7 protein-coding genes are annotated in these 13,503 nt (G+C 63.4%); 5 read left to right on the top strand and 2 right to left on the bottom strand.

Features of this window, described 5'->3' with window-relative positions; genetic code table 11:
- The first annotated feature begins 54 nt into the window (after positions 1-54).
- The gene (locus tag AC07OF_RS12970) at positions 55-1,746 is read left to right on the top strand and encodes an Hsp70 family protein (protein WP_157191565.1); all 1,692 of its coding nucleotides are present in this window, start codon (positions 55-57) and stop codon (positions 1,744-1,746) included.
- Here the strand turns inward: AC07OF_RS12970 and AC07OF_RS12965 are convergent.
- On the bottom strand, positions 1,743-4,427 hold the full coding sequence (locus tag AC07OF_RS12965) for a DUF805 domain-containing protein (RefSeq protein WP_495072955.1): 2,685 nt from the start codon (positions 4,425-4,427) through the stop codon (positions 1,743-1,745). The genes AC07OF_RS12970 and AC07OF_RS12965 overlap by 4 nt on opposite strands.
- Positions 4,424-5,122 carry a DUF1266 domain-containing protein gene (locus tag AC07OF_RS12960; protein WP_157191568.1) on the bottom strand — a complete coding sequence of 233 codons (699 nt, stop codon included), beginning with the start codon at positions 5,120-5,122 and terminating at the stop codon, positions 4,424-4,426. Before AC07OF_RS12960 ends, AC07OF_RS12965 begins: the two co-directional genes overlap by 4 nt.
- A 329-nt stretch (positions 5,123-5,451) precedes the next feature.
- On the opposite strand from AC07OF_RS12960, the gene AC07OF_RS12955 reads away from it, so the two are divergent.
- The 4 genes from AC07OF_RS12955 to pcaQ all read left to right on the top strand — a co-directional run bounded on the left by AC07OF_RS12955 (position 5,452) and on the right by pcaQ (position 13,490).
- Positions 5,452-9,255 carry a bifunctional nitrate reductase/sulfite reductase flavoprotein subunit alpha gene (locus AC07OF_RS12955; RefSeq protein WP_495072954.1) on the top strand — a complete coding sequence of 1,268 codons (3,804 nt, stop codon included), beginning with the start codon at positions 5,452-5,454 and terminating at the stop codon, positions 9,253-9,255.
- A 274-nt stretch (positions 9,256-9,529) separates the two neighbouring features.
- A complete protein-coding gene (gene nirB / locus AC07OF_RS12950; RefSeq protein ID WP_157191572.1) occupies positions 9,530-12,088 on the top strand; it encodes a nitrite reductase large subunit NirB in 2,559 nt (852 codons plus the stop codon).
- Positions 12,088-12,453, top strand: coding sequence for a nitrite reductase small subunit NirD (gene nirD / locus AC07OF_RS12945; protein ID WP_495072953.1), 366 nt, complete (start codon positions 12,088-12,090; stop codon positions 12,451-12,453). The genes nirB and nirD overlap by 1 nt, the downstream gene beginning before the upstream one ends.
- 104 nt (positions 12,454-12,557) lie before the next feature.
- A complete protein-coding gene (gene pcaQ / locus AC07OF_RS12940) occupies positions 12,558-13,490 on the top strand; it encodes a pca operon transcription factor PcaQ (RefSeq protein WP_038608199.1) in 933 nt (310 codons plus the stop codon).
- Positions 13,491-13,503: the final 13 nt, after the last annotated feature.

Here is a 13,503-nt window from a genome sequence, read left to right as displayed (position 1 = left end):
GCTGGTACGTCGCTGCTTTCTCCGTGCCAGCCCCTACTGAGCAAGAGATCAATCATGCAGGATGCACGCACTTCCCCGGCGCCTTTGCTGGGTATCGACCTGGGTACCACCAACAGCCTGGTGGCTGTCTGGCGTGATGGTCAGGCGCAACTAATCCCCAACGCCCTCGGCGATGTCCTCACCCCTTCGGTTGTCAGTCTCGATGACGACGGCAGCATTCTGGTCGGCGCGCCAGCACGAGCACGGCTGACGACTCACCCCGAGCGCACCGTCGGCGCCTTCAAGCGCTTCATGGGCAGTGACAAGAAACTTGAGCTTGGTGAGCAGTCGTTCAGCCCGGAGGAACTCTCGGCGTTGGTGCTCGGTGCCTTGAAAGCCGATGCCGAAGCCTTCCTGGGCTGCCCGGTGAGCGAGGCGGTAATTTCGGTGCCAGCGTATTTCAGCGACGAACAACGCAAGCGCACCAGCTTCGCCGCCGAACTCGCCGGCTTGAACGTGCAGCGCCTGATCAACGAGCCGACAGCCGCAGCCATGGCCTATGGACTGCACGAAAAGAAGTTTGAGCGCACGCTGATCTTCGATCTGGGCGGCGGTACCTTTGATGTCACGGTGCTGGAGTACGCGCTGCCGTTGATCGAGGTGCATGCATCGACCGGTGACAACTTCCTCGGCGGTGAAGACTTCACCGCGGCGCTGCTGCAAGCCTGTTTGCAGGACTGGCAACTCAAACCCTCGGCAGTGGCGCCGCAAACCCTGGCCAGCCTTGCCGATGCCATCGAGCAGCTCAAGTGCAAACTGAGTGAGGGGGAGCAGCACCTGAGCTGTGAGGTTGCCGGTGAAACCCGACAATGGTCACTGGATGAAGCCCGCGCGCTGAAGATCTGGGCCGGGCTGCTGGCGCGTATCCGGGCACCGATCGAGCAGGCGTTGCGCGACGCCCGGGTGAGCCCCAAGGACCTCGACAGCCTGGTGCTGGTGGGCGGCGCCACGCGTATGCCGGCGGTGCAACAGATGGTCGCCACCCTGTTCGGCCGCCTGCCATACCGGCACCTGGACCCGGACACCATCGTCGCGCTCGGGGCCGCCACCCAGGCGGCCTGCAAGGCCCGCGACGAGGCCATTGAAGAGCTGATCCTGACCGATGTCTGTCCGTACACGCTGGGGATCAGTGCTGCTCGCAGCGAAGAAGTCAGCGGTGTGTTTGCGCCGATCATCGAACGCAACACGGTGATCCCTACGTCCAGGGTCAAGCGCTTCAGCAGTACCCATGCCGAGCAGAAAATGATCCGGATCGAGGTGTATCAGGGGGAGCGGCCCTGGGTTCGTGACAATATCTTTATCGACGCCTTCGATATCGAGCTCACGCCCAATGGCAGCATCCAGAGTCTGGATGTGCGCTTCAGCTATGACATCAACGGCCTGCTGGAAGTTGACGTGACCCTGCTCGACACCGGCAAGCAGCATAGTCACAGCATCGACCGCAGCCCCACCGGGCTCGACCAACAGGCGCGGCAGGCCAGCCATGCGCGGCTTGCGGGGCTGAAAATCCACCCACGCGATGCGTTGCCCAATCGCACCCTGCTGGCCCGTCTGGAGCGGGCCTGGATGCAGAGCCTGGGAGATGACCGCGAGCGGATCGGTAGCTGGCTGGACGATTTTTCCAGCGCCTTGGCCAGCCAACAGCCTGAGCAGATCAGCCGTCAGCGCCAGCGCCTCAGCGAGGCGCTGGAGCAACTGCGGTTCTAACCGTTCAAGCGCCGCAAAGCCGCTTGCAGGCCCGCCTGCAGGTTGTTTTTCGCGGCGTTTACCGGTGGCAGACCGTAGCGGTTGGGCAGCGGTTCACCCGGCAGGATCAGCAGCACCAGCGGCAGAAACGGCAGGAACGGCAGCAGCGCCGCGAACAGGATCAGCGTCGGGATGCCTCGGCCGATATCGTGCAAACGGCGCAGGCTGGCGCTGCCCAGCAGGCCGACGAACAACAGGGCGAAGAGGATCTGTAACGGCATGCTCCCGGCCATCAGGATCAACAACGGCCCGAGGATGATGCTGCCGACCACCTGCACGCCATAGGCTTTGCGACTCAGGCGGCTACCGAGTTTCCAGATATGCGAGGCTGGCGCTGCCTGGTTGCTGGAATTGGCCGGCAACAAGCGTTCGGACCAGGACAGCAACGCCGTCATTGCAGCGCGAATCCCGGTGTCCATGCCCGGGAAGTCTTTGGCGCGTTGCAGCTCCTTGAGCACTTTGACCCTCGGTACACCGGCGCGACCGTATCGTGCCAGGTTCTTCAGGGCGTCGAGCGCGGTATAGAACAACGTACTGTTGAGCAAATAATCTTCTTCGAGCAATTTGCTTGGCGGGCGTACCGGTTCGCCCTTGATCAGCCCGTCGCGAAACGGTTCGAACCAGTCCTGCGCGCAGGTCAGGTTGGCGATCTGTTGCAACACTTCGCGGTGCTGCTCGGCGTTCAGGCTTGGGTCGTGATACAGCACGGCGCAGAGCAGCATCAAACCGAGCATGTCGTCTTCGAAGGCGCCCGGATCACGCTCAAGGCAGGCAAAGAGCTGCAGGTTGCTGGGCAACCTGGTGCTGTCGAGCACCTGTTGCACGCTGAGCAGGCGCTGGCCCATCAACTGCTGAACCGGATCATGGTCGTCCAGCCAGCCCAGCATCCCGTCCAGGTTGCCTTGCTCCGCTTGCAGGCGCAGCAGCACCTGCTGCAGCGGGGCAAACGGGTGATCGGCAGGGTAGGGCATGGCCAGCAAGGCGGGCGAAGTCAGCGCCAGCCAACGTTCCGGCTGGTCGATCAGGGCCAGCATGAACAGGTTCTGCCGGTGCCAGGTCCACAGGCCTTCATCGGCGGGTGGGCGAGGCAGTTCGATACCGGCAGCGGCGAGTTGCGCCTGAAGCTCAAGCGCATAAGGTGCCGGGAACATTCCGCCCGGCTTGAACGCCTCGGCCAAGCGTATCAGACCCGTAGCCGGGTAACTGCGCACCCGGCGCATCCAGTCGCGGCACACCGGCCGCAGGTGGCTTTCGCGCAAGGCTTCGGGCAATTGCGCCTGGGCCGAAGGGTTGTTGATGCAGGCGGTCAGGGCCAGGGCAATCGGTGATTCGTTCAACCAGCGCAGCTGTTGCCCGGCCTGGTACTGGAAACCTTCGAGAATCAGCGCGTCCAGCGGATCATCGCCGGGCGCTTCGGCCATGAGCTGGTGCAGCAAGCCGCTGTCGCCTCGATGCAGTGCCCAGGCGTGGCGGTACAGACGCTGCAGCTGAGTGTCTTGCTGCTCTTCGAGCAGCCAGGCCAGCAAAGGCTGTTCGTCATCACCGTCCATCCGCCAGGCGACAAAGGTGCCGGCAATGCCAGGCAGTCCGTTGCGCGCGGCTTCGAACCAGCGCGTCAGGGTTTCCGGGCGCTGTGACGGGCTGCCCCAGGCCTGCGCTGGCGCTTCAAGATCGTCTGGCCAGGTGGCGACTGGCTCCAGTCGATCGAAGGCCTGGATCAGCAAGGGCAGGCGTTGCGGCTGGTGCTTGTGGCACAGCTCCAGCAGCCAGCGTGCGGCCCGTGGATGCTGGTGTTCACGCCACAGGCGGGTCCAGCACTGGCGAGCGAGTTCTTCCTGACCGCACTCGCTGCTCTGGCAGGCCAGCATATACAGCAGGTCGAGATCATCCGGTGCCTGGCGCTGTTGCTCGGCAACCATCGCGCAGAAGGTTTTGCTGGCGATGCCGGCCTGGCTGAACTGCACCAGCAAACGCTGGATAAAGGCCTCGTCCGCGGGCAAGGCCATGCAGGTGTGCGTGGTGGCGAAGCGTTTGTACTCGAACAGTGGCCGGTTATGGAACAGATACTCAAGGCTACGGGTGAACCACAAGGTCTCCATCTGCGCAGCCGGCGACCAGTCTTTCATCAGCGCGGTGTCGAACGGGTCCGGCTCGGCCGTGCGTTCGAGGAAGGCCTCAACCTGTTCCGGTTGTTCCAGTCTCAGTAGCTGGCTGGCCCAGCCCAGGCGGGCAGCCAGCATCTGCACACAGTTGTGGGATAACGGACTGGTCTGCATCAGGTTGTAGAGCAGGTTCCAGCTGACCGGCTCCAGGTCATCCAGGGACAACTGGTCAAGCTGTTCGATAAACGCTTGCCAGGCGGCGGGATCGAAGCGTCGGCTCGAGTCTTCGAGCAGCGCTGCAAACGCTGCCTGAGTCTGCTCGACAGGACCGTCCTCGACAGGCATAGGGCTTTCATCCGCGGCTGTCGGGCTCTGCTCGTCACGGGCCAGCTGCAAGGCGGCTTCATAGGCCTGGCGCAGGGCCTGAAAACCCTCCGGGTCGGTTTCCGGGTGGTGGTGCGGCAGGCGTGCGCGGTAGGCGCCGCGAATCAGGTCAGGGTCGTTGGTCGGCTCAATGCCCAGGCGAATCCAGCAGCTCATGACCAGGCATCCTCTTCCAGCGTGTCAGGGCGTTCAGGCAGGTTCAACGGCAGGTCCCACGGCAGGCTGGCGAGCAGTTCGCTGGCGCCTTTGCGCAGGTTGTTGAGAATGCAGCGGTTCCAGTGTTCACCCCCTTGGCGGGCGAGCTCCTGGGCCAGTTCATCGTCGCTGCTGTCGGAGCAATTCCATAGCGCCTTGCCATAGATGTAGCCCGCCAGGTAGGTGTTCCAGTCGTTGTAGTAATGACGTGCGCGCAGGGCCAGGCGACCTTGCAGCCAGAGGCTTTCATCGGCGCTGACATAGCCTTTGCGCAGACCGCTGCGTAGCAGGAAGCCCATGCGTCCCAGGTCCCAGGCCCGTACGCCACCCGGGCCACAGTCGGCCAGGGTGCGGTAGGCGAACTGGTACTGGATGCGTTGACGCGGGTTCAATTGCTCCAGCGCGTCGTGCCATTCGCTGGGCAGGCAACGCGCGGCTTGCCAATAGGCATTGCTGACTTCAGTGGCATGGCCGTCATCGGCCATGTGCAGCATGTCCAGCAACTGCCGGCGATTGCTGATGCCCCACCATTTCTGCAGGTCCGTTGCGTCATCGTCTGCCGGTTCGTAATAGGTGGCGGCGGTGTAGCTGGCGCCATTGAGGGCGGCCATGGGCGCGGACAGGGCATACAGCCAGTGCTGCTCTATTTCTTCCATGAAAAAGCTCCGGGGGGCGGCGGAAGGATGTGCGGGTACCGACCAAAGTGGCGCGAATTGTAAAGAGCCATGGAAGTAGCGGCAAATCTGAAATGGGCCGCCTTGGTGCATACCCGCCCAAGACGGTGCAGAGATTTCGCCAGAGTTTGCAGCGCAAGCCTGTCGTTACGGGCTTGTACGGTTCTGGCGCGACCCTTGCTAACGCTTGAATATCCGGCAATCAACGCAGATTGCCCCGTTCACGACAAAGGCGCCGTGTTGCTCCCGCTTGTTTTCACAAGCCGGGGCGACAGGGCGCCTTTTTGTTTGCGCAAGCAGGAGGTTGGCAGATGAGCAGCAGCACTGTGCGCAGCGTTTGCCCGTATTGTGGTGTGGGGTGTGGCATCGTCATGACGGTTGAGGGCAACCGGGTGACCAAGGTCAGCGGGGACAAACAGCACCCGAGCAATTTTGGCCGCTTATGCACCAAAGGCCTGACCGCACATCAGCCGCTACGCGAGTCCGGGCGCATGCAGCAGGCTTACCTGCGTGACCAGCATCAGCGCGATCCGGTGCAGACGCCCATTGATGTAGCCATTGAACAAACGGCCCGGCGATTGCGCGCAGTCATTGATGAGCATGGGCCCGATGCCCTGGCGTTCTACGTCTCCGGGCAAATGTCGCTGGAGGCCCAGTACCTGAGCAACAAACTGGCCAAAGGCTTCGTCCGCAGCCGCCACATCGAATCCAACTCGCGCCTGTGCATGGCCAGCGCCAGCAGCGGCTACAAGCAGTCGCTGGGGGCCGACGGACCTCCGGGCAGCTATCAGGACTTTGATCGTGCCGAGGTGTTCTTCGTCATCGGCGCGAACATGGCCGACTGTCACCCGATCCTCTTTCTACGCCTGCTCGACCGGCTCAAGGCCGGTGCCCGGCTGATCGTCGTCGACCCGCGGCGCAGCGCCACCGCCGACAAAGCCGACCTGTTCCTGCAGATCAGACCGGGCACCGACCTGGCGTTGCTCAATGGTCTGCTCTATCTGCTCAAGCACAATGGTCACTGTGACCATGATTTCATCGAGCGTTACACCGAAGGCTGGGAAGCCCTGCCGGACTTTCTCGAGGACTACACGCCCGAGCGGGTCGCCGCTATCACCGGGCTCGCCGAAGCCGACATCCGCCAGGCCGCCGCATGGATCGGCCAGGCGCCGGAATGGATGAGCTGCTGGACCATGGGCCTGAACCAGAGCATCCATGGCACCTGGCAGACCAACGCCCTGTGCAACCTGCACCTGGCCACCGGGGCGATTTGCCGGCCCGGCAGCGGGCCGTTTTCCCTGACCGGCCAGCCCAATGCCATGGGCGGGCGCGAGATGGGCTATATGGGCCCGGGCCTGCCCGGCCAGCGTTCGGCCCTGGTCGAGAGTGACCGCGCTTTCGTCGAGGAGCTGTGGCAGGTGCCCGCTGGCACGCTGCGCAGCGAAAGCAGTGACGGCAGCGTAGCCCTGTTCGAGCAACTGGCAGCCGGGCAGATCAAGGCCTGCTGGATTATCTGCAGCAACCCGGTGGCCAGCGTCGCCAATCGCCAACAGGTGATCGACGGCTTGCAGCGGGCGGAGTTGGTGATCACCCAGGATGCCTTTCTCGACACCGAGACCAATCGCTATGCCGATATCCTCCTGCCCGCCGCGCTGTGGGCCGAGGGCGAAGGGGTGATGGTCAACTCCGAGCGCAACCTGACGTTGATGAGCAAGGCTGTCGAGCCGCCGGGCGACAGCTTGCCCGACTGGCAGATCATTGCCCGTGTTGCCTGTGCCATGGGTTACGCCGAGGCGTTCAGCTACGCCAGTGCCGAAGCGGTGTTCGACGAGATCCGCCAGGCCTGGAATCCGGCCACCGGCTACGATGTGCGCGGCATCAGCTACGCCGGTTTGCGCCAGGCACCACAACAATGGCCGTGTCAGCCGGGGCGTGAGGACAGCCGCAGCCCGCTGCGTTATCGCAATGACGGGGTCAGCCAGAGCCTCTATCGCGATGCCGCTGGCCAGGCGCCGGCCATTGCCTTCGCCACCCCGAGTGGCAAGGCCCGCTTCTTTGCCCGGCCCTGCCTGCCGAGCGCCGAGCTGCCGGATGACGAGTTCGCCCTGGTGCTCAACACCGGGCGGGTTCAGCATCAATGGCACACCTTGACCAAGACCGGCAAAGTCGCGGCGTTGAACAAGCTCGATCCTGGCCCTTTTGTCGAGATTCATCCCGAAGATGCCGAACGCCTGGGCATTGCCGAAAAGGACCAGGTGCAAGTGCGCTCGCGGCGCGGCCAGGCGGTGTTGCCCGCGCGCATCAGCACACGGGTGTTGCCTGGCAACTGCTTTGCGCCGTTTCACTGGAATGATGTCTACGGCGACAACCTGGCCATCAACGCAGTCACCAGCGACGCCGTCGATCCGCTGTCGCTGCAACCGGCCTTCAAGTATTGCGCGGTGGCCCTGAGCCGGGTCGCTGGCGAACGCATCAGCGCAGTGCAAGTCGAGCAACCAATCGCCTCGATGCAGGACCAGCACCTGTTACTCTGGGCCTCGCAAACCGGCAACGGTCAGGCCCTGGCCGAACAGTGTGCCGAACAGCTGCGTGAGGTTGGCCTGCCGGTGCAGTTAAGCTGCATGGAGGATGTCGCGCTGGCGCAGCTGGACAGTCCCGCCAGCCTGCTGCTGATTGCCAGCACCTTTGGCGACGGCGACGCACCGGATAGCGGCGCGGCGTTCTGGCAGGACTTGCAGGGCGAACATGCGCAACGTTGCGCCGGACTGCCTTATGCCGTGCTGGCCCTGGGCGATTCCAGCTATGAGCAGTTCTGTGGTTTCGGCCGCAAGCTCGACCAGCGCCTGGCCGAGCTCGGTGGTCGGCGCTTGCTGGATCGGGTCGATTGCGAGGGTGACGTTGCCGCACCGGCAGGGCAGTGGTTGCAGGCGCTGCTGGCCAAGTTCGGGCGTGATCAGCAGACGCTGGCCTTGCCTGTGTCCCAGCCTGTGTCCCAGCCTGCGGCCACGGGCTTCAGCAAACAACAGCCGCTGCCCGCCAGGTTGCTGGAAAACCGCTTGCTCAACAGCCCGGGCGCCAACAAGGAAACCCGGCAAATCGTTTTCGACCTGGCCGACAGCGGCTTCAGCTATCAGGCCGGCGATGCCCTCGGCGTGCGGCCGCGCAACTGTCCGGCGCTGGTGGACGAGCTGCTCGCGGCGACCGGTCTGGATGGCCGGCGGTTGGTCAGCCTCAAGGGCCAGGCCGACATGCCGCTGGCCGCTGCCTTGGGCGAGCACCTGGAAATCGCCCGGATCACCCCGGCCATACTGGAAGCCATTGCCCTGCACAGTGGCAACGCGCAGCTGCAGGACCTGCTCAAAGCGCAGAACAAAGCAGCGCTCAAGGAGTGGTTGTGGGGCAAACAACTGATTGACCTGGTGCATGCCTTCAAACCGGCGCTCGACCTGGAAACCTGGCTGAGCCTGCTCAAACCGTTGCAGCCACGCTTGTACTCGATCAGCTCCAGCGCCAGGTTCCACCCCGATCAGGTTCATTTGACCGTTTCCACGGTCCGTTATGGTCAGCGCAAGGGTGTTTGCTCAACTTATCTGGCTGACCGTGCGGCACAGGGCAAAGTGGCTATTTTCACCCAGCCAAGCGCACATTTTCGCCTGCCCAAGGACGCCACAGCGCCGGTGATCATGGTCGGTCCCGGCACCGGCGTCGCGCCGTTCCGGGCATTCCTGCAGGAGCGTCAGGCCGAAGGCGCCACGGGGCGTAACTGGTTGCTGTTCGGCGAACAGAAGGCGGCCAGTGATTTCTATTACCGCGACGAACTCCTGGCCTGGCAGCGCGAGGGGCATCTGACCCGTCTGGACACAGCGTTTTCACGTGACCAGGTGGAAAAAATCTATGTGCAACAGCGCATGCTCGAACACGGCGCCGAACTCTGGCGCTGGCTGGAAGAGGGCGGCTACTTCTATATCTGCGGTGACGCCGGGCGCATGGCCCGTGACGTCGATGCCGCGCTCAAGCAGGTGGTGGCTGAGCACGGCGCCTTGAGCACCGAACAGGCCGACGCCTACGTTGCTGAATTGAGCCGCAGCAAACGTTATCTGCGCGATGTGTATTGAGTGCCCCATAAGGGGGAGGGTTGCACCAGCCTGGGTCGATAACGGCCGCTTGTGCTAGCGAACAGGCCCGGTTTCAAAGGCTTTGGCAGTTGGCACGGTCCCTGCTTTTGCACTGTTACAACGTTCCTGCGGGTCAATGGCGATCTGCACCCGGAACTACATAAAACCACCAGGCAAAGGCGCCTGGAGCTTCGGCTCCAGGCGCCTTTTTTTGTTTTTCGGGGCTCGCCCCGGCAGTACAGCCACCGTGAATGGCCTTGAGTGAGGATCGGGTATGAATGCAGCAACGACCATCGCCCAGCGGGAAAAACTGATCATCGTCGGCAACGGCATGGTCGGGCATCACTGCGTCGAGCAACTGATCGAACGCGGCGCCCTGAGCCGTTATGAGCTGCGGGTGTTCGGTGAGGAACGCCAGCGTGCCTACGACCGCGTGCACCTGTCCGAATATTTCAGCGGCAGCTGCGCTGAAACCCTGGCCCTCGGCGCCGCGGGTCTGTATGCCGGGCATGGGGTGAATCTGCACCTGGGCGAAGCGGTGCTTCAGATTGATCGCGAGCATCGGCAAGTGCTGACTTCGGCGGGGCGCTACGCCTATGACCAACTGATCCTGGCCACCGGCTCTTATCCCTTTGTGCCGCCGATCGAGGGCTGCGAGGGTGCTTCGCGTCTGGTTTACCGCACCCTCGATGATCTCGATGCCATCCGCGCTGCGGCAACCGATGCCCGGCGTGGCGTGGTGGTCGGTGGTGGCTTGCTGGGGCTGGAAGCCGCCAACGCCCTCAAGTCGCTGGGCCTGGAAGCGCACGTAGTGGAATTCGCCCCGCGCTTGATGCCGGTGCAGTTGGACGCTGAAGGCGGCGCGGCCTTGCGTGCGCAGATCGAAGCGCTCGGGGTCGGCGTGCACCTGTCGCGGGCGACCCAGTCGGTGGTGGCCGGTGAAGACTATCGCTACCGGATGAACTTCGAGGGCGGCGAGTTTCTCGAAACGGACCTGATCGTGTTTTCCGCCGGGATTCGTCCGCAGGATGCTCTGGGCCGCAGCAGCGGTCTGGAGGTTGCCGCGCGCGGCGGGGTGGTGATCGACAGCGCCTGTCGCAGTAGCGATCCACACATCTATGCCATCGGCGAGTGCGCTTCGTGGAACGGCAGTGTGTTCGGCCTGGTTGCACCGGGTTACAGCATGGCGCGCAATGTCGCGGCGGCGCTGGCGGGTGAGAACGCCGCCAGTTTTACCGGCGCCGACATGTCGACCAAGCTCAAGCTGCTCGGTGTGGATGTCGGCTCGATCGGCGATGCGCACGGCGCAACCTCCGGAGCGCGCAGCTACCGCTTTATTGACGAAGCCAGCTCGGCGTATCGCCGTCTGGTGGTCGATGCCAGTGGCAAACGCGTACTCGGTGCGGTGTTGGTGGGCGACAACAGTTACTACGATACCTTGCTGCAATACGTGCAGAACGGCATCGCCCTGCCGGTCGATCCGGCGGCATTGATCCTGCCGCAAACCGCCGGTGCACCGACCTTGGGTGCCGACGCTTTGCCGGACAGCGCCACCATCTGCTCCTGCCACAACGTCAGCAAAGGCGCGATCTGCACTGCCATCGACAACGGCTGTGGCGAGCTCGGGCAGCTCAAGCAGCAGACCAAGGCGTGCACCGGTTGCGGCGGTTGTGCGGCGCTGCTCAAGCAGGTTTTCGAGCATGAACTGATCGCCCGTGGCGTCAGCGTCGACAAGAGCCTGTGCGAGCACTTTGCCTATACCCGCCAGGAGCTCTACGCCCTGGTGCGGGTCGAAGGCATCCTCAGCTTCGAGGAAATGCTCGCCAGGCATGGCCGCGGGCACGTCGGCTGCGATATCTGCAAACCCACGGTCGGCTCGATCCTCGCCTCGTGCTGGAACCAGCCGATCATGGACCCTTCGCTGGTGCCGTTGCAGGACACCAACGACACCTTCATGGCCAACATGCAGAAGAACGGTACCTACTCGGTGGTGCCGAGGATTCCCGCTGGCGAGATCACCCCGGAAAAGCTCATCGTCATCGGCCAGGTAGCGAAGAAATACGACCTCTATACCAAAATCACCGGTGGCCAGCGCATCGACCTGTTCGGCGCGCAGCTGCACGAGTTGCCGGCGATCTGGAGCGAGCTGATCGAAGCCGGTTTCGAAACCGGCCATGCCTACGGCAAATCCACGCGTACGGTGAAATCCTGCGTCGGCAGCACCTGGTGTCGCTATGGCGTGCAGGACAGCGTGCAGATGGCCCTGACCATAGAAGATCGCTACAAGGGCCTGCGTTCGCCGCACAAGCTCAAGTTCGCGGTATCCGGCTGTACCCGCGAATGCGCCGAGGCGCAGAGCAAGGACATCGGCGTGATCGCCACCGAGAAGGGCTGGAACCTGTACATCTGCGGCAACGGCGGTATGCGTCCACGCCATGCTGAACTGTTCGCCACCGACCTTGATGACGCCGGGCTGATCCGTCTCATCGACCGGGTGCTGATGTTCTACATCCGTACCGCCGACAAATTGCAGCGCACCTCGGTCTGGCGCGAGAGCCTGGAGGGCGGGCTGGATTACCTCAAGCAGGTGATTATCGACGACAGCCTGGGCCTGGGCGCCGAGCTTGAGGCGCAGATGCAGCTGGTGGTCGATCGCTACGAGTGCGAATGGGCCAATGCCCTCAAAGACCCGCAAAAGCTCAAGCGCTTTCGTACCTTCGTCAACGACCAGCGTCCTGACCCAGGTGTGCATTTTGTCCGTGAGCGTGGCCAGCGCCGGCCGATCGCCGCGGCTGAGCTGCATTTGATTCCGACCACTGAAGAGGTGCTGTGATGAGCCTGTCCAATGTCGCTGTAAACCTGCAAGCGCAAGACTGGCAAGCGGTCTGCAGCCGCCAGGACCTGGTTGCGCAATCGGGCGTGGTGGTGTGGTTCGAAGGCCGGCAGGTGGCGTTGTTCTACCTGCCGGAGCAGGACACGCCGGTGTTTGCTGTCGACAACCAGGACCCCAGGTCCGGCGCCAATGTGATCGGACGCGGGTTGGTGGGGCATCTCAAGGGTGAATTGGTGGTGGCAGCGCCGTTGTACAAGCAGCATTTCAGACTGAGTGATGGGCGTTGCCTGGAGGATTCACAGCAAGCCTTGCAGGTATGGCCGGTGCGGATCAGGGGAGAGCAGGTTGAGATTGGTCTGGCTTGAGGGCCTCATCGCCGGCAAGGCCGGCTCCCACAAAGTTCAGTGTGATGCAGACACTGTGGGAGCCGGCATTGCCGGCGATTGCAAGGCCCCGATAAACTCGCCGGATGAACCTCGACACCCGCATCAAATTCCGTCACCTGCTGTGCTTTCTCGAAATTGCCCGTCAGGGCAGTTTCGCCAAGGCCGCCGATGCCATGGCGATCAGTCAGCCGGCCATCTCCAAGACCCTCAAGGAGCTTGAAGAGCTGCTGCAGACACGCCTGTTCGAACGCAGCAAGCAGGGTGTCGAACTGACCCCGGCCGGGGTGCGTTTCATGCGTTACGCCGGGCCCAGCGTGCAGGCCTTGCGTGAAGGCGTAAGTACCTTGCGCGGTGAGGAACATGCGCCGCCGCAGGTGCGTATCGGTGTGCTGTCCACGGTCGAAAGCCTGCTGATGCCGGAGGTGCTGTGCCGCCTGCATCAACGTCATGAGGCCCTGGTGGTCAGCGTGGCCACCGGGCCGAGTGCGCACCTGCTGGCGCAACTGCATGTCGGCGAGCTGGATCTGGTGATCGGGCGCATGACCGAAAGCCCGCAGATCCAGGGGTTGTTGTTCGAGCATCTGTACAGCGAATCGATGTCGCTGGTGGTGCGTCCCGGGCATCCATTGCTCGCCCGTCAGCCTATCGAGCGCAGCCAGCTCGGTCGCTATCCGCTGGTGCTGCCGCTGGCCGGTACGACCATCCGCAAGCATGCCGACAGCCTGTTCGTGCAGTGCGCCATCGAGCAACCGCTGCAGCGCCTGGAGACCCTTTCGCCAGCCTTGAGCCGCCGCTATGTGCAAAGCAGCGACGCGGTCTGGGTGGCACCGCGCGATGCGGTGCGGATCGACCTGGGGCGCGGCGAATTGTGCGAGCTGGACCTGGGTGTACAGGAGCCGGGCGGCTCGGTCGGCATCTGTAGCAATGCCGCCTTGCCGATGAGCCTGCCGGCGCGCTGGCTGTGCGAGGTGCTGCGAGAAGTGGCGGGGCAGTACCGCGACGGCAGCTACCCCTGAAATCCCGGCAATC

The sequence above is a fragment of the Pseudomonas sp. GW821-FHT10B02 genome, assembly GCF_059415665.1.
The sequence above is the reverse complement of the archived record's forward strand: the minus strand, read 5'-3'. Positions and strand labels throughout refer to the sequence as shown.